Here is a 23480-nt window from a genome sequence, read left to right on the forward strand (position 1 = left end):
CCGCGGATCAGCCGTCGAGGTAGCGCAGGATCGCGAGCACCCTGCGGCTGTAATCGGGATCCCGGGGCAGGCCGAGCTTCTCGACGATGGCGTTGACGTGCTTTTCGACGGTGCTCAATGACACGTGCAGGCGCTCGGCGATCGCCGCGTTGACGAGGCCCTGCGCGAGGTGCTCCAGAACCTCCGTCTCGCGTGCGCTCAGCCTGCTCAGCGGATCGGCGTGCGTGGTGCGGGCGAGCAGCTGGCGGACCACCTCGGGGTCGAGGGCCGCCCCGCCCGCGTGTACGCGTTCGAGCGAGTCGAGGAAGTCGGCCACGTCAGAGACGCGGTCCTTGAGCAGGTAGCCCAGTCCCTCGGTGGCCCCGGCGAGGAGTGTGGCCGCGTAGGTCTTCTCCACGTACTGCGACAGGACGAGCACGCCGACGCCCGGCCGGCGTTCGCGGATCTCCAGCGCGGCGCGCAGCCCCTCGTCGGTGTGCGTCGGCGGCATGCGCACGTCGATGACGGCCACGTCGGGCCGGTGCCGCTCGACGGCGTCGAGGAGCGCGCGCGAGTCGCCGACCGCGGCGACGACCTCGTGGCCGGCCTCGTCGAGCAGCCGGACCAGGCCCTCGCGGAGCAACACCGAGTCGTCCGCCAGGATCAGCCGCACGGCGCCGCCTTGGGCAACGTCGCGGCGACCGTGGTGGGGCCTCCCGCGGGGCTGTCGACGGTGAGGTCGCCGTCGAGCGCCAGGACGCGCCTGGCCAGCCCGGAGAGTCCACCTCCGGACGGGTCGGCGCCGCCCGTGCCGTCGTCTGAGATCGCCACGCTCACCGTCCGCTCGTCCTCGGTCAGGACGACCAGGATGTCATGAGCCCCCGCGTGCTTGACCGCGTTGGTGATCGCTTCGCGGGCCACGAAGTAGAGGGCCGTCTCGACCTCGGAGACGGGCCGGTCGGCCAGCCCGTAGTGCACGGTCACCGGTACGCTCGACCGCTCGGCGACCCCGGCGAGGGCGGCGCGCAGGCCCAGCTCGTCGAGCGCGGTCGGATAGATCCGCCAGGCCACGCTGCGCAACTCGTCGAGAAGCCGGCGCGACTCGGTGTAGGCCTGGCTCACCAGTTCGGCGGTCCTGGCCTGGTCGGGGTTGTGCCGGGCGCGGCCCAGCAGCATGGCCAGCGCGACGCCCCGCTGCTGCACACCGTCGTGCAGGTCGCGTTCGATCCTTCGCCGCTCGTCGTCGACGGCCCGCACGATGCCCGAACGGGTCGCGGTCAGCTCGGCGATGCGCCTGCGCATCAGCTCCTGCCTGCCCGGTCCGAGGACGTGGTCGGCCAGCCGTCGTTCCGCCGCGCCGACCGCGAGGATCCACAGCGCGACCAGCGCCAGCAGGACCACCCCGCCCGTGAGCCCGAGCACCCAACTGCTGGTGACCAGCCGCACTCCGGGGAACTCCAGCGGCACCCGATCCGACTCGCCCGAGGCCAGGTCCCACAACCCGCCGAACAGGAAGAGGCCGCTGATGAACAGGCCCGCCACGCTGACGTACCCGCCGAGGACGCCGAGCGCGGCGCGGGCGGCGAGGAAACCGTGGCCGCCCGCCTGCGCCGCGCCGTGGCCCAGTCGTGCCCGTTCCACCGCCATGAACCGGGCCACGGCGCGGCTGACCGCGGGCCGGGCCGCCGGGATCACGGACGCGGGCCAGGCGAGGCAGAGGAAGGCGAGTTCGGCGACGCCGAGGGCCATGCCCGCGAGGACCCCCGTCAGCACGCGGGCGACCCGATTGCTCGACACGGCTGCGAAGTCTAGGCGTCGCGCCGGCGCAGGACGGCGTAGCCGGCCGCCACCCCGGCCGCCGTCCACCCGATCAGCCAGGCCAGGCCCTCGCCGGGCGAGTACGGGATCGGGCCGCCGGTGAGGTTGTCGGTGCTGCCCATGAAGGCCAGGCCGGCGAACGTCGGCATGCGCATCGACACCTCCAGCGCGGCCTGGCCGCCGGTCATCGCGAGCATCAGCGGCAGGCCCATCAGAAGCATGAACACCACGGTGAGGGTCCCGGCCGCGCTGCGCATCGCGGCGCCCACACCGAGCGTCATCACCGACACCAGGGCGAGGAAAGCCCCGAGGGCCAGCAGGTCGAGCGTGGTCTCGGCAGGCGGGAGGACGGCGTAGCCGCCGAACATCCGGGTAGAAAGCACCGCATAGGTGACCGCCGACGCGATGCCGCCGGACACCACTCCCGCCGCGAACATCACCGGCGCCACCACCAACGCCTTCGCGGCGAGCATCCGGCCGCGGATCGGCGTGGCCTGCAACGTGGTGCGGATGCCGCCCGACGCGTACTCCGACGTGATCGTCAGCATCGCCAGCGTGACCAGCGCGAACTGGACGAACGACGTCGCCGAGATCACCGGCTCGCTCACGACCAGGCGCGCCCCCTCGCCGCCGGCACGGCGCAGCTCCGTCGCGGTGGCGCCGCCCAGCGTCAACGCGCTCAGCACCATGAGCACGGCGGCGCCCGTCAGGCACCACCAGGTCGAGCGGACCGACCACAGCTTCGTCCACTCGGCGCCGATCGTCTGGCCCAGTTCCTTGACCGCCATCGTTCACACGCTCGCTCTCCGGACGCCGTACTCCACGCTGCTCGCGGTCAGTTCCTGGTAGGCCTGCTCCAGCGAGGCCTCACGCGTGCTCAGCTCGTGCAGCCGGACGCCCGCCTCGTACGCCAGGTCGCCGATCCGCTCGATGCCCGCGCCGGTGGCGACGATCGCGTTCTCGCCGATCCGCTCCACTCCGATCCCGGCTGCGCGGAGCCGTACGGACAGGTCGCCCGCGTGCGGGCTGCGGACGACCACGACGGTCAGCGAGCTGTGCGCGATGACCTCCGCGAGCGGCGCGTCCATGATGAGCCGTCCCTTGCCGATCACCACCAGGTGGTCGGCGGTCAGCTGCATCTCGCTCATCAGGTGGCTGGAGACGAAGACCGTGCGGCCCTGCTCGGCCAGCGAGCGCATCAGGTCGCGCACCCAGCGCACACCGTCGGGGTCGAGGCCGTTGACGGGTTCGTCGAACATCAGCACGTCGGGGTCGCCCAGCAGTGCCGCCGCGATGCCGAGCCGCTGGCTCATGCCCAGCGACAGCACGCCGGCGCGCCTGCCCGCCACACCCGCCAGCCCGACCGTCTCCAGGACCTCCTCGACCCGGCTTCTCGCGATGCCGTTGCCGCGCGCCAGCGCCAGCAGGTGCGCGCGGCAACTGCGCCCCGGATGCACCGCGCGCGCGTCGAGCAGCGCCCCCACCCTCCGCAGCGGATACCTGATCTCGTGGTACGGCACTCCTCCGACGAGCGCCGTGCCGGACGTCGGGCGGTCGAGCCCGAGGATCATGCGCATCGTGGTCGACTTGCCGGCGCCGTTCGGGCCGAGGAAGCCGGTCACCGTGCCGGGTTTCAGCTCCAGCGTCAGGTCGTCGACGGCGGCCCGACCGCCGTAACTCTTGGTCAATCCCTTGAGGCTGATCACGCGTCCAACGCTAGGCAGGGGCCGGGCCGCCGACCATGGGGGCGATCCGCCGACTCCTATGGCGGAAACCCGTAACGCGCGACCGGCTCCGCTATGACAGGGCGCGGTGGCGTAGTTCGGGCTTCTGGATCTTCCCTGATCCCGTTCTCGGCAGGTCGTCCACCACGTCGAAATAGCGGGGGATCTTGTACTTGGCCAGCCGTCCGAGGAGGAATTCGCGCAGCTCGTCGCCGGTGACGTCCTCGCCGGGACGGCGGACGACGAACGCGCGGCCGACCTCGCCCCACGTCGCGTCGGGCACTCCGACCACGGCGACCTCGGCCACGGCCGGATGCTCGAACATCACACCCTCGACCTCGGCCGGGTAGACGTTCTCCCCTCCGGAGATGTACATGTCCTTGACCCTGTCGACGATGTACAGGTGCCCCTCCTCGTCGACGGTGGCGATGTCACCGGAGTGGAACCAGCCGCCGTCGGAGAACGCCGCCGCCGTCGCCTCCGGGTTCCGCCAGTAGCCGGGGGTCACGTTGGGCCCCTTGACGAGCACCTCTCCCGGCTCGCCGACCGCCACGTCGGTGAGGTCGGGACGGACCACGCGTACGGCGGCGAAGAACACGGGAACACCCGCGGAGCCGACCTTGCGGGTGCTCTGGCTCGCCTCCAGGAAGGTCGCCCCCGGCGCGGTCTCGGTGAGCCCGTACCCCTGGCAGAACACCAGGCCGCGTTCCTGGTAGGTACGGATCAGCGCGGCCGGGATCGCCGCTCCCCCGGACATGAGGTTGCGCAGCGAGGACAGGTCGGCGCCGGCCCACCGCTGCGACCGGGCGAACGCCGCGAACATGGTGGTGACCCCGAACATCCAGGTGACGCCGTGCTTCTCGATGAGGTCGTAGCACTCGTCCACATTCCACGAGGGCATGATCACCGAGCAGCCGCCCTTGGCGAACGTCGGCAGCAGCGTCTGGTCCAGGGCCGCGACGTGGAAGAGCGGCGCGCTGATCAGCGTCACCTCGTCACTCGCCACGTCGACGCCGATCATGATGTTGAAGGTGTTCCAGACGAGGTTGGCGTGGGTGAGGGTCGCGCCCTTGGGGCGCCCGGTGGTGCCCGAGGTGTAGAGGATCAGGGCGACGTCGTCGAGCGCCACCGGCACGTCGATCGGCGTGGGGTCGCCCTCCGACAACCACGTCTCGTACTCCCGTTCCCCCGGCGCGGGAGAGGCGAGGGCGACGATCGCGAGCAGGGCGGGCGTGTCCGGGAGCGCGCGGACCACCGCGGCGCACTCCGGCGCGTAGATCAGGGCCGTCGCGCCGGAGTTCTCCAGCATGTACGCGATCTCGGGTGCCGCGAGCCTGAAGTTCAGCGGGACGAAGATCCCGCCGAGCAGGTGGGTGGCGAACATGGTCTCGGCGAACGCGGTGTGGTTGGGACCGAGGTAGGCCACCCGGTCCCCGGCCCGCACCCCGGCCTCGCGCAGCCGCGAGGCCAGCTTCGTGGTGCGTTCGTGGACCTGGGCGTAGGTGAGGGTCCGGTCGTGGAGGACGAGCGCCGTGCGGTCCGGCGTCATCTGGGCCCGGCGAGCCGGCCACCCTCCCACTCCAGCGTTCTGCATCGGTGTACGACCTCCGGGGTCAGATCTTCGGATGGGCGGTGGGACTTCCGGCCGGTACGACCACGGCGTCCGAGGTCAGGTTCTCGTGGCTGGTCTCCTTCAACGCCCATGCGCACAGCACGGTGAGCAGGCAGCAGCCGGCGATGACCACGGAGATCACCGTCGTGCCGTCGCCGCCGCTGGACGCCCGGATCTGGGCGAAGAGCAGCGGCGCGAGGCCGGCGCCGAGTCCCGCGAGCTGGTAGCCGAGCGAGGCGCCGGTGTAGCGGCTCCGCGTGCTGAAGAGTTCGGCGTAGAGCGCCGCGAGCGGCCCGTACATCATCGGGTGGATCACCGCCTGGCCGAGCACGAGCGCGACGGTGAGCACGGCCACGTTCCGGGTGTCCGCCATCGGGAAGAGGACGAAGCCGTACACCGCCATGATCAGCGCTCCGGCGAGCACGATCGGGCGGCGCCCGACACGGTCCGACAGCGCGGACCAGCCGACGATGCCGGCCACGGCCAGCGCGGACGAGAGGGTCAGGCCGTTCAGGACGTCCTGCCGCGCGAACCCGGCTCCCACGCCGTACGAGATGAGGTAGGTGGTCAGCGTCCCCTGGGCGACGAAGGCGGACAGGCCGACGCCGACCCCGAGCAGGAGCGTCCTCGGGTGGTTGCGCAGCACGTCCGTCAGCGGCGCCGAGCGGGGCGCTGCCTCGTCCTTGGCGGCGGTGAACACCGGGGTCTCCTCGACCTTGAGGCGTACGAACAGGCCGATCGCGAGCAGGACGACGCTGAACAGGAACGGGACGCGCCAGCCCCAGCTCAGGAACGCCTCCTCGCCGACGACGGCCGCGGTGCCGCTGAGCGCGGCGGTCGAGAGGACCATGCCGAACGGCGCTCCGGCGTTGGTGAAACTGGCCCACAGGCCCCGGCGGCGGGTGGCGTGCTCCGCGGACATCAGCACCGCGCCGCCCCACTCGCCGCCGACGGCGACGCCCTGCAGGATCCGCAGCACGACGAGCGCGAGGGGCGCCAGGCCGCCGACCTGCTCGTACGTCGGGAGCAGGCCGATGAGGAAGCTGGCGATGCCCATGAGCACCATCGTGAGGACCAGCATCCGCTTGCGTCCCAGTCGGTCGCCGAAGTGACCGAAGACGACGCCCCCGAGCGGCCTGGCGAGGTATCCGGTGGCGAAGGTGCCGAAGCTGGCGACCGTCGCCATGAGCGGGGTGAGGTTTCCGAAGAAGACCTTGCTGAACACGACCGCCGACGCCGTGGCGTACAGCAGGAAGTCGTAGTACTCGATCACGCTGCCGAGGAAGCTCGACGTCACCGCGCGACGGAGCTGGACGGGGGTGGACTGGGGGGCCGGCGAGTTCGACATGAGTGGGGTCCCTCATTCGTGACTTGGCGGAGTCCGCTCTCTTGACGCGAGGTTAGGCAGTCTCGTTACGCACGTCAATACTTTGCCTAATGTTGTCCGGCGTTCGGATTTCCGCTCATTCGCGGACCAGCTCCCGGCCGATGAGGTCCTTCATGATCTCGGTCGTGCCGCCGTAGATCGTCTGTACGCGCGCGTCGACGAAGGCCCGCGCGATCGGGTATTCGCGCATGTAGCCGTAGCCCCCGTGGAGCTGCAGGCACCGGCTGATCACCCGCTGCTGGAGCTCGGTGGTCCACCACTTCGCCTTGGCCGCGTCCGTCGCCGACAGGTCGCCCGCGTTCAGCGCCAGGACGGCGTCGTGCACGAACGACCGCGTCACGTCCAGCTCGGTCCGCATCTCGGCGAGCTCGAAGCGGGTGTTCTGGAAGTCCGCGATCCGCTGCCCGAACGCGCCGCGTTGCCGCACGTAGTCGAGCGTCCAGCCGAGCGCGGCCTCGGCCGCCGCGAGCGCGTACACGGCGATCGACATGCGCTCGGTGGGCAGGTGCTCGCGCAGGTGCCGCAGCCCTTCGCCCTCGGTCCCGAGCAGCGCGCCGGCCGGCAGCCACACGTCGTCGAAGAACAGCTCCGCCACGTTCTCGCCGCGCTGTCCGAGCTTGTCCAGATCCCTCCCGGCGGTGAAACCCGGCGAGCCCCTCTCCACGAGGAACAGGCTGAAGCCGCGGCCGCCGCCCTCGGGATCGGTACGCGCCACGACCACGAGAACGTCCGCGTGCCCTCCGTTCGTGATGAACGTCTTGCCGCCGTTGATCAGCCAGTGGTCGCCGTCGCGCCGCGCCGTGGTCGCGATGCCGCGCAGGTCGCTGCCCGCGCCCGGCTCGGTGATCGCCAGAGCCGGGGTCAGCTCGCCACCGCACAGTCCGGGCAGCCAGCGTTCCCGCTGCTCGCCGGTGCCCAGATCGAGCAGGTACGGAAGCACGAGGTCGTCGACCAGGCTCACCTGGGAGTTGACGGAGGCGGCGCCCACCCGGGCCAGCTCCTCCATGAACACGCACCTGAACCGGTAGTCGCCGGTCCCGCCTCCGCCGTACCGCTCGGGCACGGCCAGGCCCAGCAGGCCCTGGCGGCCGGCGGCCGGCCACAGAGCGGGATCGACGCGCCCGGCGTCCTCCCACCCGAGCTGGTGAGGCACGACCTCGCGCGCGACGAACTCGCGCACCGCGTACCGGAAGACCTCGTGGTCCTCCTCGTAGAATGCCCGCCGCATCGTGCTCAGGCGTAGTGCCGGTAGACCGCCCGAGCGACGCAGGCGGGCTTGTCGGAGCCGTCGACCTCGACGGTGAAGTCGAGCAGCATCTGCACGCCGTTCCCGGCCACCTCGGTGACCGAGACGACCGTGGCGGCGAGGCGGATCCTGCCGCCCACCCGGACCGGGCTGGGGAAGCGCACCTTCTCCAGGCCGTAGTTCACGCTCATCGTCACGCCCCGGATGTCGAGCAGCTCGTTGAAGAGCGGGATGACCAGGGACAGGGTCAGATAGCCGTGGGCGATCGTGCCGCCGAACGGCCCGCCCTTCGCCTTCTCCGCGTCGATGTGAATCCACTGGTGGTCGTCCGTGGCGTCGGCGAAGGTGTTCACCCTGTCCTGGGTGATCTCCAGCCAGCCGCTGCGGCCGAGGTCCCTGCCGGTGAGCGCCTTGATCTCGTCGAGCCCGTTCACGGTGATGGTCATCGCCGGGTTCTCCCTTCCTGCCGGTTCCTGTTCCGGTTCCGGTTAGTGCTGTTCGCCGCCGAGCCCGAGCAGGCGTACGGCGTTGTCCTTGAGGATCTTGGGACGGACCTCCGGCTTGATCTCGAGCTTGTCGAAGTCCGAGAGCCAGCGGTCCGGGGTGATCACGGGATAGTCGGACCCGAAGAGCACCTTGTCCTTGAGCAGCGTGTTGGCGTACCGCACGAGCTGCGGCGGGAAGTACTTCGGCGACCACCCGGACAGGTCGATGTAGACGTACGGCTTGTGCGTGGCGACGGCGAGTGCCTCGTCCTGCCACGGGAACGACGGGTGCGCCAGGATGATCCGCAGCTCGGGGAAGTCCACGGCGACGTCGTCGACCAGCATCGGATCGCCGTACTTCAGCCGGATGCCGCCTCCGCCGGGGACTCCCGCGCCGATGCCGGTCTGGCCGGTGTGGAACAGCGCGGGGACGCCGAGCTCCTCGATGGCCTCGTAGAGCGGATAGGCGGTCCGGTCGTTGGGCGCGACGCCCTGGATGCTCGGGTGGAACTTGAAGCCGCGCACGCCGTGATCCTCGACGAGCCGGCGCGCCTCGCGGGCGCCCGCCCTGCCCTTCCAGGGGTCCACGCTGCCGAACGGGATGAGCACGTCGGCGTGCTCGGCGCAGCTCTCGGCCACCTCCTCGTTGGCGATGCGGCGGTGCCCGGTGGCGTGCTCGGCGTCGACGGTGAACACCACCGCGGCCATCTTCCGCTCGCGGTAGTAGTCGGCCGTCTCCGCGATGGTCGGCTTGCGGTGCCCGTGCGCCTTGAAGTACTCCTCGGAGGCGCCGAACAGCTCCGGGCTCAGGGAGCCGTGCCCGTCCCTGGCGACCTCCGCGTGCGTGTGGACGTCGATCGCGACCAGTTCGGCGACGTTCATGATCCGATCGCTCATCTCACGCCTCCGGAACCTTGGGCGCGGGGATCCCGTACGTCTCCGGTTCGGCGCCGACACCCGCCTCCCAGGACGCGGCGATGGCGTCGGGCGTCCATCCGCCGTCGGCGTAGGCGACGGCCTTCTCGCTCGGGTGGGACCAGAGCGCGAGCCGGTCACCGCCGATTCCGACGGCCTGCCCGGTCACGCCCGCGGACGCGTCCGAGGCGAGGAAGACGACGAGGCCGGCGACGTCCTCGACCGTGCCGAGGCCCTCGTCCTTGCGCAGCCACTCGGGGAACGGCCGGCCGGTACGCTCTGCCTCCTCCAGGATCGGGGCGAAGACGGGGATCGTCTTGGTCATCTCGGTGGCCGCCACCGGCACGACCGCGTTCACGGTGATGTTCGCCCTGGCCAGCTCCATCGCCCAGGTGCGGGCCATGGCGACGATGCCCGCCTTCGCGGCGGCGTAGTTGGTCTGGCCGAAGTTCCCGCGCTGACCGGCGGGCGAGGAGATCAGGATCAGGCGGCCTCCCGTCCCCTGCTCGCGCATGCGGACCGCCGCCGCGCGGGCGCAGGTGAACGTGCCGCGCAGGTGCACGTCGATCACCGCGTCGAAATCCTGGTCGGACATCTTCCACAGGACCCTGTCCCGCAGGATGCCGGCGTTGGTGACCATCACGTCGAGCCGGCCGAACTCCGTGACGGCGGTGGCGACCAGCCGGTCGGCCATCTCGGAGCCGCCGACCGGCCCCGCGGCGACGGCGGCCCTGCCGCCGCGTGCCGTGATGGCGTCGGCGACCTCGCCCGCGGCTTCGGCGTTCACGTCGTTCACGACCACCGCCGCGCCGGCCGCGGCCAGGGCCTCGGCATACGCGCGCCCGAGGCCACGGCCCGCACCCGTGACCACGGCGACCTTGCCGGACAGATCCATGGATTCACCTCTCGACGACCTCTCGACGACCTCTCGACGCGGATCGATGTGATCGACGCGCCGATGAGCGACCCGGTCAACATAAGGCAGTTTTCAGACGTTCGTCAAAATTTTGCCTAATATCGCTGATCCATCTACCCTCTTCCTGTGACGCTCAGCGAAGGAGACGACCAGGCGCACGCACCGTCCGCGCGCCCGCAGTCGCTGATGTTCAGCTTTCTCGGCATCTACGTGCTGGGACGCGACACCGCCGTCTACTCGGGAAGCGTCATCGACGTGTTCGCCCGGCTCGGTCTCTCCGAGGAGGCGGTGCGGTCGACCCTGACCCGCATGGTCAAGCGGAACCTGCTGGCCCGGCACCGCCAGGGCCGGAAGATGTACTTCGGGCTCACCGGGCACGCCACACAGGTGCTGGAAGACGGGCGCAGGCGGGTCTGGGAGACCGGCGCGGTGAACCGCGACTGGGACGGCACCTGGACGCTGGTCGGATTCTCACTCCCCGACAGCAGGCGCAGCACCCGGCACGACCTCCGATCCCAGCTCATCTGGGCCGGATTCGGCCTGCTGCAGAGCGGCCTGTGGGTCGCGCCCGGCGTGAAGGACGTCACCGGGATCCTCGCTCCGCTCGAACTCGGCGACCACGTCACCGTGCTCACGGCGCGGGCGTTCAAGCCCACGGAGTCGGCGGACATCGTCAGGAAGGCGTTCGACACCGAGGAGATCGCCGGGCGGTACCACGCCTTCCTCGACCGCTGGGACACCCGCCACCCGCTCCCGTCGGCGCCCGACGACCTCGCGCGGCAACTGCTCCTGCACACCGACTGGCTGCAGCTCGTCCGCCAGGACCCGCACCTGCCGGCCGAGCACCTGCCCCGCGACTGGCCGGCGATCCGAGCCGAGCAGGTCTTCCAGTCGCTGGCCCGGTCGTACGAGCCGCGCGCCAAGAAGCTGGCCGACACGGTCCTGGACGAGCTGTCTCTGGACGCGCGGGCTCCGGGCCGGCCGGTGGCGGACGAGCCTGTGGAGGCGGCGGGCTCCGCATCACGGGCCGCCCCGCGGCCGTAGCGTGCAGCGCCCGCGTGATGCCGCGCGCCGCGGCCTGGACGAGAGGTGCCAGCGCGCCCGGTTGCGCGCCGTCCGCCCGGACGACCAGGGAGACGGCCGCGGTGATCCGGCCGTCCACGCCCGCGATCGGCGCGGCCACGGACAGGGCGTCCACGGTGACCTGGCCGTCGCTGACCGCGTAACCGGACCTGCGCACGTCGGCGAGGACCCGGCGCAGCGTGTTCGGATCGGTCACCGTCTTCTCGCTGTACCGGCGCAGTGGCAGGCCGAGCACCTCCTCCTGTACGGCCCTCGGCGCGTGGGCGAGCAGGACCAGCCCCACACCTGTGGCGTGCATCGCGAACCGGCCTCCGACGCGGGTCCAGACCGGTACGGCGTGCAGCCCGGCGATGCGCTCGACGAACACCACTTCCGCGCCCTCGCGTACGGCGAGCTGCACGTTCTCATGGGTGACCTCGTAGAGGTCCTCGAGAAAGGGCATGGCCGCGTCGCGGAGCCCGACACCGCGCGGGGCGAGCGAGGCGACCTCCCACAGGCGGAGCCCGATCCGGTACCGGCCCCGCTCGTCGCGTTCCAGAGCGCCCCATTCGAGGAGCTCGGCGGCCCGCCGGTGCGCGGTGGCCAGCGGCAGGCGGGCGAGGCGCGCCAACTGGCTCAGGGTGAGCTCCGGCTCGGCGGCGGTGAACGCCTCCAGCAGGGCGAGCACCTTGGCGGTGACCGAGCGGCCGGGACGCGGCGCGTCGCTCGGGGTTCCCATGTCCTCCTCCATTCGGGCGCCGTCCTTCCCCTGTGATCAGAGTTCGAGAACGAGCCGCGGACCGAGGGCACGCGACACGCAGATCATCATCGTGTCGCCCGCCGCCCGCTCCTCCGCCGTGAGCAGCGAGTCGCGATGGTCGGGAACCCCGTCCAGCACGGCGGTCTCGCAGGTGCCGCAGGTCCCCTCCTGGCAGGACGACAGCACCGGCACGCCGGACTCCTCCACGACCTCCAGGATCGACCTGTCCGGGGGGACGACGAGCGTGCGCCCGGACAGGGCCAGCTCGACCTCGAACGTGTCGCGCGGCCCCGCGTCCGCTCCGGCCTTCGGGGCGAACCGCTCCATGTGCAGAGCGCCGGCCGGCCAGTGGGCGCACACCCGCTCGACGGCGGCGAGCAACGGCTCCGGCCCGCAGCAGTAGACGGCCGTCCCGGGCCGCGGCTCCGAGAGCAGCGCGTCCAGGTCGAGCAGTCCCGTCTCGTCCTGCGGCCGTACGGAGACCCGGTCGCCGTAGCGGTCGCACAGCTCGTCCCGGAACGCCATCGAGCCCCGTGTGCGCCCGCCGTAGACCAGTCGCCAGTCCGCGCCGCGCGCCTGGGCCTCGGCGACCATCGGCACGAGGGGGGTGACGCCGATGCCGCCCGCGACGAAGAGGTAGCGCTCCGCCTCCACCAGTGCGAAGTGGTTGCGCGGCCCGCGAACACGCACGCGGTCGCCCTCGGCGAGCCGGTCGTGCACGTGGCGCGACCCGCCCCGGCTTTCCGGCTCACGCAGTACGGCGACCTGCAGCGTCGAGCGGTCGGCCGGATCACCGCAGAGCGAGTACTGCCGCACGAGGCCGTCCCGCAGCATCAGGTCCAGGTGCGCGCCCGGCTCCCAGTACGGCACCGGCCCGCCGTCGAGGCCGCGGAACGTGAGCCGCACCACGCCGTCGGCCACCGTCTCCTTGCGCGCGATCAGCACGTCGAGTTCCGTCTCGGCCCGCGGAAGAGCGCCCGCCCACGTCGTGGTCCTCATCCGCCGCCACCCGCCCGGCCCGGCGGCTCGTGGTCCGCGGGATGCGCGAGCAGCCATTCCCACAGCTCCACCGGATCCTCCGAGCGGCGCCGCGCGCCGCAGTGGCACACGCCGTCGAGGACATCCGTTCCGAGCGTCCAGTCGATGCGGTAGACGGTGTCGCCCCGCGGCATCGACGGGCTCGTCATGATGGCACTGCCTCGGAGGGCCGGGCGGGCGCCGCGCCGGCCTCGGCCATCCGCGTGAGGATCCGCCGGGCGGCCAGGCCGCCGGTGTCGATGTTGATCGACAGCTCCTGGTAGCCCTCGGGCTCGGTGGCGATCACCTTCTCCAGCAGGTTCAGCGCGACCACGTCCTGCATGACCACCGTGCGGTTGTTCTCGGCCAGGAAGTCCGACACCTCCTGGTCGCCGAGCGCGAAGTCGCGCGCCACCGCCCAGAAGTCGTGCGTGCTGTTCTCGGTCTCCGGCGTGATGGCGTACACGATCTCGACGTGGAAGCCGTCGGGGTCGGAACCGTCGGCGTTCGGCAGCACGCCCACCGGCGCGATCCTGCTGTGCAGCAGGTACAGGCACGGCGGGTGGTACTCGATGTCCTGCCAGCGGGTGATCCGGCCCTCGATACCGGTGGATTCGGCGTAGAACAACGGGCACTCGGCGTCGGCCATGTGCCGGCTGACGTAGACGATCCCGCGGTCCTCGTCCACCTCGGTGGTGATCGGGGTGTTCGCCACCTCCGGCGTGCCGATGTAGCCGCCGTGCAGGTAGGTCTCGTGCGAGAGGTCCATCAGGTTGTCCACCAGCAACTGGTAGCGCGCGGCCAGCGGCTCCATGCCGCTCACGCTGGTGTACGCGGGATCGTCGAGCCAGGGCGCCCGCGGGATGGACGAGGGGTCCGCTCGATCGTGGTCGCCGATCCACACCCAGACGAAGGAGTCCTGCTCCACCACGGGGTACGACGCGACGCGGGCGGTGCGCGGGATCCGGGCCTGGCCGGGGACGAACACGCACGTCCCGCCCTGGTCGTAGGTGAAACCGTGGTACCCGCAGACGATCGTGTCGCCTTCCAGCCGGCTCTCCGACAACGGGTAGCGCCTGTGCACGCACCGGTCGGCCAGCGCGACCACCCGGCCGGACGTGGTGCGGTAGAAGACCAGCGACTCGCCGAGGATCGTCCTGGCGAAGAGTTCCCGCCCGATCTCGCGGCCGTACGCGGCGACGTACCACTGATTGCGCACGAAAGCAGTCATATGGATTCAGAGCTCCCTCGAAACTGCGACTCCCCCCAACTATCTGGACGCGATCCGCCCGGCACATCAACGTTTTCACTGGATGGAAGACGTGGCTGGTTCGAGCCGCGACCGGCGTGGGAGATCGATGGAGCCTCTCTCCCACGCCGGGGTCGCGGCCGGGGTCCTTCAGGCCCCGGTTTCGATCGGGCGAACGGCTTCGACGCAGTGCAGCAGCGGCTTCACATGGGTGGTGCTCGTGATCCGGAAACCGGCGTCAGGAACCAGCTCGGCGAGCGACTCCGGCATGCCGGGGCGCATGGCCGGCCCGACCAGCACGCCGACGAGGCGGGCGGAGACGGGGTGGGTCGGCGGGCGGAAATCGGCGATCAGCAGTTTTCCGCCCGGCCGCAGGACACGGAACATCTCCCGTACGGCGGTGCCACGCGCGGACCGGGGCATGTGGTGGACGGCGAGAGTCGAGACCACGACGTCGAACGACGCGTCGGAGAAGGGGAGGTCCTGGCCCTCGCCGACGCGGTAGGAGCAGGTACGGGGCGCGCGCGCACGAGCGTGATCGAGCATCGACGTCGACGGGTCGACCCCGGTCACGTGCCCGTCGCGCCCCACGAGAGGGGCGATGATCCGGGTCAGATAACCCGTGCCGCAGCCGACGTCCAGAACCCGATCACCTGGGCGGGCACCGGTCAGCGCGGCGATACGGGTGAACACCCTGCGGCGGCGCCCGCCGAGGCCGATTTCCGCCAGCACCTCGTAGGCGCGGGGGTGATCGATCGTGCCGCCGCCGTCCTCCTGTTTCGCGGGGCCGTGTCCGATACGCATGGCACTTCTCCTTTTCCGGAACAGGTTGTTTAGTTATGAATGGTCAGTTCGTTGACGCGGAAGGGTCAACACGCAGATTCGCCAGGTCGTGCCGTACTGAACAGGAGTGATGAAGATGTCCGGGACCCCGAGGCGGGAGAGCTCCGACAGGCGCGTACGGCGCACCCGCCGAGCCATCCGGCAGGCGTTGGTGGACCTGATCCTGACCAAGGGGTACGAGGCGGTGACCGTCACCGACCTCATCAACCGCGCCGACGTCGGACGCTCGACCTTCTACGCGCATTTCACGGACAAGGAGGAGGTGCTCTTCAGCAGCCTCGACGAGCTCTCCGACCTTCTTCGACTCGATCCCGCGTCACGCTCGGACAGGCTGCTCTCGTTCACCCTGCCGATGTTCGAACATCTTCACGAGCAGCGGCGCCTGGCGCGGGCCCTGCTCGGGCGGCGCGGGGGCACCGCCGTGGTCGCGCGCGGTGAGCAGATCATGGCCGCCGTCGTCCGTGACGAGCTGCTGGCGGCGCTTCCCGAGGGGAGCCCGCCGCCGGCGTCGCTCGACATGGCGGTGATCTGCGTGACCGGGGCGTTCATGGCGCTGCTGCGCACGTGGGCCGACGGTGAGCTCGTCGCCACACCCGCCGAGATGGACGCGGCGTTCCGTGCCGTGGTGCTGCCCGGCCTGGAAACGGTGCTGGCCGTACAGCGGGGTCGTCCCATGTGAGGCGGTCGCGAGGGACCCGCACCCGGCGGACATCACGATCGATGCGCCGAACTCCCGCGCATACCGCGCACATGGTTCCATTGACCCGAAAGAGGAGGAGACATGCTCACCGTGCCGACGGCCGCCGGCCGCCTCGCGAGCTGGCTGGGACTGGCCGGGCACCTCTGCGCGCTGCCCTTCTATCTGGCGAGCGGGCTGGTGGCCCCCCTCTGGGCGATCATCGCCCTCCTCGTCGTGTGGCTGGGACTGCTGGGCGTCTGCGTGGGGGCGATCCGGGCGCGCTCGGCGTGGGGCTTGGCGGTGCCGGTGTCGGCGGTCGGCATCTGGCTGGGCGCGGTCTCGGCCGGCGAGGCGTTCCTGGGCTGGACCGCCTGACCACCACTGCCAACGGCATGGCCCGCGAGCGCGGCGACCCCCCGTCCTTCACAGGAGTAAGGACGTCGAACGGGGAAGATCACTGAAGGTTCGTCGACCGCCTGCGTAACGGCCACCCCGCCGGCCGTCTGGTGATCGAGAGCCGCTTCCCGCTCGCCTGCCCCTGCCCGGGGAGGACTGGAGGAGATGTGACAGCCGTGGTGCCCGCACAGAGTCAGGCCGAGAACCAGGCCGATAACCAGGCCGAGAACCAGGCCGAGAACCAGGCCGATAACGAGGCACAGGAACAGGGTCGGGCACAGGAACGGGCGCGCACACCGGCGAGTGCGCTCGCGCTGGAACTCGCCGCCGCCGGACGGCTCCCCGCGTTCGTCTACGACCTGGCCGAGCTGGACGCGCACATGCGGTCCGTCCGGGCGGCACTCGGAGACGTCGAGCTCTATTACGCGGTCAAGGCGAACCCCGACCCGGAGCTGCTGCGCGTTCTCTCCTCACACGTCGACGGCTTCGAGGTCGCCTCTGGCGGAGAACTGGCACACGTACGCGCGTCGTACCCGGACACGCCGGTCGCGCTGGGCGGTCCGGGCAAGACCGACGAGGAGCTCGTCAGCGAGGTCACCCGGCTCCACGTGGAGAGCAGCGGCGAACTCAGGCGGCTGCTCGCGTCCGGACGCGCCGCCGACGTGCTGCTCCGGGTCAACCTCGACCTCCCGGTCGAGGGCGCGTCCCTGGCCATGGGAGGTGGAGCGACTCCGTTCGGCATGGATCCTGCCGCGATCGACGAGTGCCTGGACCTGCTCTCCGCTCAGGACACGGTCCGGCTCCGCGGGATCCACGCGCACCTCGCCAGCGGACTCGACGCGCCGCGGATGCTGGAGCTGGCCGCCGCCATCCTGGAGTACGCGCGGGGAGTCGGCGTCACCGAGATCAATCTCGGCGGCGGCATGGCCGTCTCCTACACCGATCCCGAGCGGCGGTTCGACTGGCACGCCTACGGCCGGGGCCTGGCGGAGCTGCGCCGTCCCGGCGAGGTGCTCCGCGTCGAACCGGGGCGTTCGCTGACCGTCTACTGCGGCCGGTACGTGACCCGGGTCATCGACGTCAAGCGCGTTCACGGCGAGCTGTTCGCCGTGGTCGCGGGCGGAACCCACCACATCCGCACCCCGGCGACCAAGGGGCACAACCAGCCGCTGGTCGACGGCGCGCCGGGCGAGCCCATCACGATCGTCGGTCAGCTCTGCACCCCCAAGGACGTGCTCGCCCGGCGCGTACCGATCAGCCTGGAACGCGGCGACGTGGTGGAGTTCACCATGGCGGGCGCGTACGCCTGGAACATCTCCCACCACTCGTTCCTCATGCACCCCGAGCCGGGCTTCCACTACATCGGAGGATGAGGCGACCGCCGGGGCCCGGCGTACGGGCACGGCATGGCGCCCGAGGCGGCTCAGGGAAGGGTGACGAACCGGCCGAGGAACTGCCGGGCGGTGGCGGTGTCCAGGCGGTAGTCGAGGTTGGTCAGCTTGCAGGCGTCGTCGTCTCCGCTGATCGTCGTGGCCACGATCAGGTGGGACTCGCGTCCTCCCAGGAAGTTGGGGCCGCCCGAGTCGCCGAAGCAGGTGCTGCCGTCCTTCTTGGACTTGATCGACAGCTTGAGCCACCGGGGAGTGAGGGACTTGAACGAGATGGACGTCTGGTTGCGGACGTCGGTGTAGACGTAGTGCGTGCCCTTGGTCGGGTTGAGGGAGCCGTACCCGACGGGGGTGAAGCGCGTCGTCTTGAGGCCCTCGTCGGCCTTGAGCTCGTCGAGCAGGCCCTCGGTCGGCAAGGTGGCGGGAGCGATGTCCGGGACGGGTGTGTCGAAGACGACCACGGCCATGTCGTGGTTGTCGGCCTTGTCGCTGTAGCGTGAGTCGGCCACGAATCGACCGGTGTAGACCTTGACGCCCGGTTTGTAGCGGCTCTCGAAGGAGACGCGAGCGATCTTCTTCCCGTCCTTCCGCTTCTTCACGTCCTCCCCGCAGTGGGCGGCGGTGAGGAAGACCGTCGGCGAGATGAGCGTGCCGGTGCAGAACGACCAGGTGTCGTCACTGTGCGGCTTCTCGGCGATCATGGCCCCTACTTCAGGATGATCGGTTCCGTCGGCGGACCCGTTGGTGATGGCGGCCGCCGGGGAAGCGACACCCATCACCAGCAAGGCAGGAATCATGACAAAAGGGACAAAACGCATTCAGGAACTGTAGCCGCCCGTGGGATTCGCTTGACATAGGGCAACAGAAAGATCTACGTACAAACCGGTTAAAACCGGACGATCTACGGCGACCGTGTGATCGGCTATGCCCGCTTCGCCACCGGCCACGACGTCGTCGAGAGCCGTCGCCGAGGTCAGTGCGCGTCGCCGGCGGCCTCTGCCGCACCGATGCGGGCACGGCGGCGCGTGGTCATCGCCCAGGCGGCCGGCGCGGCCGCGGCGAGCAGCGCCCCGGCAGCCCCCACTGCGTGCTGCGCGCTGAGGCCCGCGGCCTGCCCGGAGCCGTCCCCGGTCAGGTAGACGCCGCCGATGACGGCGACTCCGAGCGTGCCGCCGAGTTGCTGGACGGCGTTGAGGAGCCCCGCCGCCGAGCCGGTCTCCTGCGGGGAGACGCGGCGCAGCGCGGCGGTGAAGAACGGCGGGGTGAACAGGCCCACGCCGAGGCCGGCCAGGGCGAGGGCGAACGGCAGGCCGAACGGGTAGTGGCCGGCGGGCGCGGCCCGGTAGGCGAGAGCGGCGGCGGCGAGGCCGGAGGCGAGAACGGCCAGGCCGACGTGCAGGACACGGGTGCCGTAGCGGGGGACGAGGTGGGAGCCGGCAGCCCAGGAGCCGACGGCCAGGCCGGCGGACCACGGCACCAGGGTGAAGCCGGCGGCGAGCGGGCCGGCGCGCAGACCCAGTTCCAGGTGCAGGACCACAGTGATCATGACGCCGTTCATGACGGCGAAGAACAGGGTGGAGGTGGCCAGCGCGGCGGGGAAGGCGCGGCCGCGCAGCAGGGACGGCTCGACCAGCGGGGTGCGGCCGGCGGCGGCCGCGCGTCGCTGGTGGGCGGTGAACGCGATCAGCATGAGCACGCCGAGCGCGGCGGCGGCCCACGCGGTGGCGCTCGGCGCACCGGTGTCGGTGGCGAGCGGACACACCAGCAGCGCGGTGCCGGCCATGGCCATGGCGGTGCCGGTCGGGTCGAGGCGGGGGCGTACGGGGGCGCGGTCCTCGCGCAGGCGCGGGGCGATGGCCAGGACGGCGGCCGCGAGTGGCAGGTTGACCAGGAACACCGCGCGCCAGGAGGTGCCGAGCAGGTCGGCGTGGGTGAGCACGCCGCCCAGGACAGGGCCGAGGACCGCGGACAGGCCCATGACCGGGCCGATGGTGCCCAGCGCCTTGGGGAGTTCGTCGCCGTCGAACATGGCGCGGATCAGTCCGAACGTCTGGGGGATGATCAGGGCGGCGGCGGCGCCCTGCGCCGCGCGCATGCCGATGAGAGCGGCGGCGGTGGGGGCGAGCGCGCAGGCCAGTGAGGTGAGGGCGAACGCGGTGACGCCGATCCGGAAGACGCGGCGGCGGCCTGCGATGTCGCCGAGGCGGGCGGCGATGAGCAGGCCGAGGGCGAAGGTGAGGGTGTAGGCGGCGCTGTACCAGGGGATCGCGGTGGCGGAGCCGCCGAGGTCGGCGTGGATGACGGGGCCGGCGACCTGGACGACGGTGGCGTCGAGGAGGTTCATGGCCTCGGCGGTGAGCAGCGCGATCAGGGCGGTCCACCGCCAGCGGTACGCGGCGGGAGCCGGATGGTCGGATGCGGCGGGAGCCGGCTGGTCGGACGGGGTGGAGTGCTCGGTCATGGGGTCCCCCGTGGGTGGTGTGGGTGGGCGGATCTACGACATGCCGGGCTGTCCTTCCGCCTGAACAGCCCGGACGCCGTATCGATCCCGCTGGTTCGACCTGATCCGAGGTCGATCACCAGCGTCGGGACAACCGGCCCGATCTCACTCGGCCCGATCTCACTCGGCCAGGGCGCGACGCAGGGCTGCCGCGAGTTCGGCGATCTGCCGCTGTGACACCTCGGCGGACAGGATCGCCTGCGACCCGTGGAAGGTGCCGGGCCACTGGTGCAGCTCGACCGACACGCCCGCCTGTAGCAGGCGCAGCGCGTAGTCGATGGCTTCGTCACGGACCGGGTCGAACTCCGCGGTGGCGATGTAGGCGGGGGGCAGGCCGGACAGGTCGGTGGCCCGCGCCGGGGCGGCGTACGGCGTGGCAGGCTGGGAGCCCAGGTAGTGCCGCCACGCTGCGGTGATCTTGCCGCGATCATGCCAGGGCGTATCGGTGAAGTTCCGCTGCGACCATGTCTGCTGCCGGTCGTCGAGTCCGGGCTCGTTGAGCAGCTGGAAGCGGATCGGCGGCCCCTGCTGGTCACGGGCCCGCAACGCCACCGCGGCCGCGAGCCCCGCACCGGCGCTGTGTCCTCCGACCGCGATGCGGGCCGGGTCGACGCCGAGCTCGGCCGCGTGCTCTGCCGTCCAGGTCAGTACGGCGTAGGCGTCGTCCAGGGCGGCCGGAAACCGATTCTCGGGGGCCAGACGGTAGCCCACCGAGATCACCACCGCGCCGGAGCCGTCGGCGATCCGGGCGGCCCACGGGTGCTCGGTGTCCAGGTCACCGAAGACCGTTCCACCGCCGTGTAGCCAGACGATGGCGCCCTGGGCCTGGTGCGGGCGGTAGATCCGCACCGCCACGTCCGAATCGGCGGGCACCGTACGTTCCTCGATCTCCAGTCCCGCCGTGTCCGGTGCCGGCCTCGCGGCGGCCAACTCGGCGAAGCTCTTGCGCGCGGTGACCGGGTCGGTCAGGTCGACCTGCGGGAGAAACGGGATGAATGCTTCCAGTTCGGGATCCATGTCGGCCATCCTTACGAGTGCCGCTCCCGAGTTCATCAGCCATCCGTCGGGCTTCTCGCCCCGATCGCGCACCGATCGGCGCATATCCTCTTCGCCATGGAGGCGCTGGCCGAACGGCTGTCGGGACTGGATTCGTACGTCGACGGCGCGATCCGCGTCGTCGCGTTCTACGACACACTGATGCGCCGGCGGGTGGATCTCCCCGCGCTCGCCCGGGCCTCGGCGGGCCTGGCCGAGTGCGTGGCCGGAATTCGGCTCCACAGCACGGGGCGGGCGATCCGCGTCTCCCCCGAGGGCACGGAAGCGTCCACCCCGCCGTCGCCCGCGTCCACCACGGCGCCGATCACCCTCGACGAGGAGGAGATCGGCACGGTATGGCTGGAACGCCCCGGCACGCCCGACCCGCTCGACGACGTGCTGCTGGACCGGCTCGCCATCGCCGTCGCGGCGGTCGTCGAGAGGTACGGCCCGGCCCGCACCACCATGGCCGACCCCGCCCTCGTCGAACTGGTGATCAGCTCCGACAGCGACGAGGCGGCCAGGGCCCGGGCGCTGCGGCTCCTGGGTTTCGCCGCCGACCTGCCGATCCGCGTCATCGCCGTACGATCGCGACTTCCGCTCGACCAGGTCGGCGGCCTGGTCTGCCCGGCTCGCCCGGTGAAGGCGGCACCGCTCGCCGACGTGGGCGTCATCCTGGCCACCACCGTGGACCCGGCCCGGTTTCCAGCGGATGTACGCGCGGGCATCGGCGCCGCCGCGAGCCCCGACCGATCCTGGCGGCAGGCCCGCAGCGCCCTCCGCTTCACCACCCCACGCCAGCCGGTCGTCCGCTACGACAGCCTGGGCGCGCTGGCACTCCTGGCCGAGATACCCCAGGACGCCGCACGCGACAACGCCGACGTGACCGCGATCACCCGCATGGCCGGCAGCCCGGAAGATCTGGAGACTCTGGACGCCTACTGCGCCACCGGCTCCCTACGTCGGGCCGCCGACCTTCTCCACCTGCACCACAGCAGCGTCGCCCGCAGGCTCGACCAACTCGGAAAGGCCTTGGACATCGACCTCACCGAACCGACCGGACTGATGCGGGCCAGACTCGCCCTGACCGCATGGCGGCTGCTCGACGACTGAGGAAGACCCGTCTCGCCGCCTCCGGGTACCCGTACACGGTGGTGCGCGTGATCCGGGGTTCGTCTCCACCGGCCCCCGGCGGCGGGAGGCACGAGATCAGGACAGGGCGCGCGGGTCGGCGTGCAGGCGCCGCGAGAGCCGCACGGTGATGAACTCGTTGTCGTCGGCCTTACCGGCGGTCCGGCCGGAGGAGAACGGGAAGTTGTTGTCGTTCAGGAGGACCAGGGTCTGGTCGTCCAGCAGGGCGATGTCCTCGATCGTCTGGAACGGGAAGCGGAAGGTCGGCCCGAAGCCGCCGATCCCCTTCGGGTTGGCGAGATCGAGCAGGTCGGCGACGAGGGTCTTGTCCAGCTTCCCGTCATGGTCGCGGTCCCGCGTGTCGGCGAGGTAGACACGCTTGAACGCGGCTGCGTCGCCCTGCGCGTTGTCCCTCTCGATGATCAGGAACCGGTGGCCGTCCACCGAGATGGCGTCACCGATGGCGTTCGACGGCGATTCGAGCTGATAGGTCCAGCGCCGCTTGGTGTAGGCGCCCTTGCGCACGTCGAACTCGTACATCCGGAGGGTTCCCGCCTCGTCCCCGGTGACGGTTCCTTCGAGGAGCGGATAGAGGCGCTTTCCGTCCACGGACCGGGCCATGCCCTCGAAGCCCTTGCTGCTGCCGAGGTTCGGGTTTCCCCCGTTGAGGTACGGGTTCTCCGGCGCCTTCACGCCGGGCAGCTCGACCGGGGCGCTGAGCAGCTTTCCGGCGGCCGAGAAGTGCAGCAGGAACGGGCCGAACTCGTCACCGATCCACAGTGTGCCGTCCTTGGCCCGCACGATCGACTCCACGTCGAAGTCGGCCCCCGTGAGCACCCGGTCCTGCCTGGTCAGCGGGAACGTGATGTGCTTGCCGGGATCGCTCAAGTTGAACCCGCCGAGGACCTTCACCTTGCCGGTCGAGACGTCGGGCCTGATGTGGTGGACGCGCAGCAGGAAGTCCGCACTGTTGGCCTTCGCTCCGTATCCGTTGTCGGAGAGCACGTCGAAGGTGCCGTCACCCCGGCGTACGACACCGCTGAACCCCTGGACGGGCTGTCCCGCGAACGGGGCGGCGATCCCGTTGAACGGCCCCGCCCCGATCGCCGATCCGGACGGCTCACTGCCCGGCACGAAGGTCTCCGCCGGAAGCACGGCGAATCCGGTCAGGGTGGCCCGGCCGAAGGTGTCGGCGGGGGTGGCGGAGGCGGGCTGCGCGAGCCCGAAGGTCAAGGCGGCGGCACCGACGATCGTCAAAATTCGTTTCATGGGGCGCACGTTAGGGATGCCAGGTGACCGGACATCCAACGCGAACCAGACGGGATGTGACCGCGTCCG

Annotated in this window: 23 protein-coding genes and 1 pseudogene; 5 read left to right on the forward strand and 19 right to left on the reverse strand. The window is 71.0% G+C overall.

The features are described 5' to 3' along the window. Window positions 1-7: 7 nt before the first annotated feature. The 10 genes from IMZ11_RS08395 to IMZ11_RS08440 all read right to left on the reverse strand — a co-directional run bounded on the left by IMZ11_RS08395 (window position 8) and on the right by IMZ11_RS08440 (window position 10061). Window positions 8-652 (reverse strand): response regulator transcription factor, encoded by a 645-nt coding sequence (locus IMZ11_RS08395; RefSeq protein WP_228639256.1) that lies wholly within the window; start codon window positions 650-652, stop codon window positions 8-10. Further along, a complete protein-coding gene (locus IMZ11_RS08400) occupies window positions 643-1776 on the reverse strand; it encodes a histidine kinase (RefSeq protein WP_228639258.1) in 1134 nt (377 codons plus the stop codon). Before IMZ11_RS08400 ends, IMZ11_RS08395 begins: the two co-directional genes overlap by 10 nt. An 11-nt stretch (window positions 1777-1787) precedes the next feature. Further along, window positions 1788-2585 (reverse strand): ABC transporter permease, encoded by a 798-nt coding sequence (locus tag IMZ11_RS08405; RefSeq protein ID WP_228639260.1) that lies wholly within the window; start codon window positions 2583-2585, stop codon window positions 1788-1790. 3 nt (window positions 2586-2588) lie between these two features. Continuing rightward, a complete protein-coding gene (locus IMZ11_RS08410) occupies window positions 2589-3503 on the reverse strand; it encodes an ATP-binding cassette domain-containing protein (RefSeq protein WP_228639262.1) in 915 nt (304 codons plus the stop codon). Window positions 3504-3594: 91 nt separating this feature from the next. Further along, entirely contained in the window at window positions 3595-5115 is a 1521-nt protein-coding gene (locus IMZ11_RS08415) for a long-chain fatty acid--CoA ligase (RefSeq protein WP_228639264.1), read from the reverse strand. Window positions 5116-5134: 19 nt separating this feature from the next. Further along, window positions 5135-6481 carry an MFS transporter gene (locus IMZ11_RS08420; protein WP_228639266.1) on the reverse strand — a complete coding sequence of 449 codons (1347 nt, stop codon included), beginning with the start codon at window positions 6479-6481 and terminating at the stop codon, window positions 5135-5137. Window positions 6482-6596: 115 nt separating this feature from the next. After that, window positions 6597-7748 carry an acyl-CoA dehydrogenase family protein gene (locus tag IMZ11_RS08425; protein WP_228639268.1) on the reverse strand — a complete coding sequence of 384 codons (1152 nt, stop codon included), beginning with the start codon at window positions 7746-7748 and terminating at the stop codon, window positions 6597-6599. A gap of 5 nt (window positions 7749-7753) precedes the next feature. Beyond that, window positions 7754-8212: a MaoC family dehydratase gene (locus IMZ11_RS08430; protein ID WP_228639270.1), complete on the reverse strand. Its 459-nt coding sequence runs from the start codon at window positions 8210-8212 to the stop codon at window positions 7754-7756. Window positions 8213-8254: 42 nt separating this feature from the next. Next, window positions 8255-9133 carry an amidohydrolase family protein gene (locus IMZ11_RS08435; RefSeq protein WP_228639368.1) on the reverse strand — a complete coding sequence of 293 codons (879 nt, stop codon included), beginning with the start codon at window positions 9131-9133 and terminating at the stop codon, window positions 8255-8257. Window positions 9134-9149: 16 nt separating this feature from the next. After that, window positions 9150-10061: an SDR family NAD(P)-dependent oxidoreductase gene (locus tag IMZ11_RS08440; protein ID WP_228639272.1), complete on the reverse strand. Its 912-nt coding sequence runs from the start codon at window positions 10059-10061 to the stop codon at window positions 9150-9152. 147 nt (window positions 10062-10208) lie between these two features. On the opposite strand from IMZ11_RS08440, the gene IMZ11_RS08445 reads away from it, so the two are divergent. Then, complete coding sequence (locus tag IMZ11_RS08445; RefSeq protein ID WP_228639274.1) at window positions 10209-11126, forward strand: PaaX family transcriptional regulator C-terminal domain-containing protein; 918 nt, start codon at window positions 10209-10211, stop codon at window positions 11124-11126. Window positions 11127-11196: 70 nt separating this feature from the next. Here the strand turns inward: IMZ11_RS08445 and IMZ11_RS08450 are convergent. From IMZ11_RS08450 to IMZ11_RS08470, 5 genes and pseudogenes are all read right to left on the reverse strand, one after another. Further along, window positions 11197-11895, reverse strand: a pseudogene (locus IMZ11_RS08450) (IclR family transcriptional regulator); the annotation flags it as partial. A 24-nt stretch (window positions 11896-11919) separates the two neighbouring features. Further along, window positions 11920-12903 (reverse strand): PDR/VanB family oxidoreductase, encoded by a 984-nt coding sequence (locus tag IMZ11_RS08455; protein WP_228639276.1) that lies wholly within the window; start codon window positions 12901-12903, stop codon window positions 11920-11922. After that, window positions 12900-13091 (reverse strand): hypothetical protein, encoded by a 192-nt coding sequence (locus tag IMZ11_RS08460; protein ID WP_228639278.1) that lies wholly within the window; start codon window positions 13089-13091, stop codon window positions 12900-12902. The genes IMZ11_RS08455 and IMZ11_RS08460 overlap by 4 nt, the downstream gene beginning before the upstream one ends. Continuing rightward, window positions 13088-14152, reverse strand: a complete 1065-nt coding sequence (locus IMZ11_RS08465; protein ID WP_228639281.1) for an aromatic ring-hydroxylating dioxygenase subunit alpha — start codon at window positions 14150-14152, stop codon at window positions 13088-13090. Before IMZ11_RS08465 ends, IMZ11_RS08460 begins: the two co-directional genes overlap by 4 nt. A 168-nt stretch (window positions 14153-14320) precedes the next feature. Continuing rightward, a complete protein-coding gene (locus IMZ11_RS08470) occupies window positions 14321-14974 on the reverse strand; it encodes a class I SAM-dependent methyltransferase (RefSeq protein WP_228639283.1) in 654 nt (217 codons plus the stop codon). A 115-nt stretch (window positions 14975-15089) separates the two neighbouring features. On the opposite strand from IMZ11_RS08470, the gene IMZ11_RS08475 reads away from it, so the two are divergent. The 3 genes from IMZ11_RS08475 (at window position 15090) to IMZ11_RS08485 (ending at window position 17461) form a co-directional block, all read left to right on the forward strand. Continuing rightward, window positions 15090-15692 (forward strand): TetR/AcrR family transcriptional regulator, encoded by a 603-nt coding sequence (locus IMZ11_RS08475; protein ID WP_228639285.1) that lies wholly within the window; start codon window positions 15090-15092, stop codon window positions 15690-15692. Between the two features lie 102 nt (window positions 15693-15794). Continuing rightward, window positions 15795-16067 carry a hypothetical protein gene (locus tag IMZ11_RS08480; protein ID WP_228639287.1) on the forward strand — a complete coding sequence of 91 codons (273 nt, stop codon included), beginning with the start codon at window positions 15795-15797 and terminating at the stop codon, window positions 16065-16067. Between the two features lie 200 nt (window positions 16068-16267). Further along, window positions 16268-17461, forward strand: coding sequence for an alanine racemase (locus IMZ11_RS08485; protein WP_228639289.1), 1194 nt, complete (start codon window positions 16268-16270; stop codon window positions 17459-17461). Between the two features lie 50 nt (window positions 17462-17511). Here IMZ11_RS08485 and IMZ11_RS08490 read toward each other — a convergent pair whose 3' ends face one another. The 3 genes from IMZ11_RS08490 to IMZ11_RS08500 all read right to left on the reverse strand — a co-directional run bounded on the left by IMZ11_RS08490 (window position 17512) and on the right by IMZ11_RS08500 (window position 20993). Then, complete coding sequence (locus IMZ11_RS08490; RefSeq protein ID WP_228639291.1) at window positions 17512-18177, reverse strand: trypsin-like serine protease; 666 nt, start codon at window positions 18175-18177, stop codon at window positions 17512-17514. Window positions 18178-18449: 272 nt separating this feature from the next. Further along, entirely contained in the window at window positions 18450-19937 is a 1488-nt protein-coding gene (locus IMZ11_RS08495; RefSeq protein WP_228639293.1) for an MFS transporter, read from the reverse strand. 159 nt (window positions 19938-20096) lie between these two features. Further along, entirely contained in the window at window positions 20097-20993 is an 897-nt protein-coding gene (locus tag IMZ11_RS08500) for an alpha/beta hydrolase (protein WP_228639295.1), read from the reverse strand. Between the two features lie 96 nt (window positions 20994-21089). Here IMZ11_RS08500 and IMZ11_RS08505 point away from each other — a divergent pair, with 96 nt between their 5' ends. Further along, window positions 21090-22124, forward strand: a complete 1035-nt coding sequence (locus tag IMZ11_RS08505) for a CdaR family transcriptional regulator (RefSeq protein ID WP_228639297.1) — start codon at window positions 21090-21092, stop codon at window positions 22122-22124. 96 nt (window positions 22125-22220) lie between these two features. Here IMZ11_RS08505 and IMZ11_RS08510 read toward each other — a convergent pair whose 3' ends face one another. Beyond that, window positions 22221-23411: an esterase-like activity of phytase family protein gene (locus IMZ11_RS08510; RefSeq protein ID WP_228639299.1), complete on the reverse strand. Its 1191-nt coding sequence runs from the start codon at window positions 23409-23411 to the stop codon at window positions 22221-22223. Between the last annotated feature and the right edge of the window lie 69 nt (window positions 23412-23480).

Source organism: Microtetraspora sp. AC03309 (genome assembly GCF_020826795.1).
GTDB classification, from domain to species: Bacteria; Actinomycetota; Actinomycetes; order Streptosporangiales; family Streptosporangiaceae; genus Microtetraspora; species Microtetraspora glauca.

What these genes read in the sequence shown, in the direction of transcription:
- IMZ11_RS08470 (WP_228639283.1), bottom strand. Translation starts at nt 14,974, where the DNA reads ATGCGTATCGGACACGGCCCCGCGAAACAGGAGGACGGCGGCGGCACG.
- IMZ11_RS08505 (WP_228639297.1), top strand. Translation starts at nt 21,090, where the DNA reads ATGGAGGCGCTGGCCGAACGGCTGTCGGGACTGGATTCGTACGTCGAC.
- IMZ11_RS08415 (WP_228639264.1), bottom strand. Translation starts at nt 5,115, where the DNA reads ATGCAGAACGCTGGAGTGGGAGGGTGGCCGGCTCGCCGGGCCCAGATG.
- IMZ11_RS08430 (WP_228639270.1), bottom strand. Translation starts at nt 8,212, where the DNA reads ATGACCATCACCGTGAACGGGCTCGACGAGATCAAGGCGCTCACCGGC.
- IMZ11_RS08440 (WP_228639272.1), bottom strand. Translation starts at nt 10,061, where the DNA reads ATGGATCTGTCCGGCAAGGTCGCCGTGGTCACGGGTGCGGGCCGTGGC.
- IMZ11_RS08425 (WP_228639268.1), bottom strand. Translation starts at nt 7,748, where the DNA reads ATGCGGCGGGCATTCTACGAGGAGGACCACGAGGTCTTCCGGTACGCG.
- IMZ11_RS08480 (WP_228639287.1), top strand. Translation starts at nt 15,795, where the DNA reads ATGCTCACCGTGCCGACGGCCGCCGGCCGCCTCGCGAGCTGGCTGGGA.
- IMZ11_RS08420 (WP_228639266.1), bottom strand. Translation starts at nt 6,481, where the DNA reads ATGTCGAACTCGCCGGCCCCCCAGTCCACCCCCGTCCAGCTCCGTCGC.
- IMZ11_RS08495 (WP_228639293.1), bottom strand. Translation starts at nt 19,937, where the DNA reads ATGACCGAGCACTCCACCCCGTCCGACCAGCCGGCTCCCGCCGCATCC.
- IMZ11_RS08405 (WP_228639260.1), bottom strand. Translation starts at nt 2,585, where the DNA reads ATGGCGGTCAAGGAACTGGGCCAGACGATCGGCGCCGAGTGGACGAAG.
- IMZ11_RS08435 (WP_228639368.1), bottom strand. Translation starts at nt 9,133, where the DNA reads ATGAACGTCGCCGAACTGGTCGCGATCGACGTCCACACGCACGCGGAG.
- IMZ11_RS08510 (WP_228639299.1), bottom strand. Translation starts at nt 23,411, where the DNA reads ATGAAACGAATTTTGACGATCGTCGGTGCCGCCGCCTTGACCTTCGGG.
- IMZ11_RS08500 (WP_228639295.1), bottom strand. Translation starts at nt 20,993, where the DNA reads ATGGATCCCGAACTGGAAGCATTCATCCCGTTTCTCCCGCAGGTCGAC.
- IMZ11_RS08490 (WP_228639291.1), bottom strand. Translation starts at nt 18,177, where the DNA reads ATGATCGCCGAGAAGCCGCACAGTGACGACACCTGGTCGTTCTGCACC.
- IMZ11_RS08455 (WP_228639276.1), bottom strand. Translation starts at nt 12,903, where the DNA reads ATGAGGACCACGACGTGGGCGGGCGCTCTTCCGCGGGCCGAGACGGAA.
- IMZ11_RS08460 (WP_228639278.1), bottom strand. Translation starts at nt 13,091, where the DNA reads ATGACGAGCCCGTCGATGCCGCGGGGCGACACCGTCTACCGCATCGAC.
- IMZ11_RS08465 (WP_228639281.1), bottom strand. Translation starts at nt 14,152, where the DNA reads ATGACTGCTTTCGTGCGCAATCAGTGGTACGTCGCCGCGTACGGCCGC.
- IMZ11_RS08475 (WP_228639285.1), top strand. Translation starts at nt 15,090, where the DNA reads ATGTCCGGGACCCCGAGGCGGGAGAGCTCCGACAGGCGCGTACGGCGC.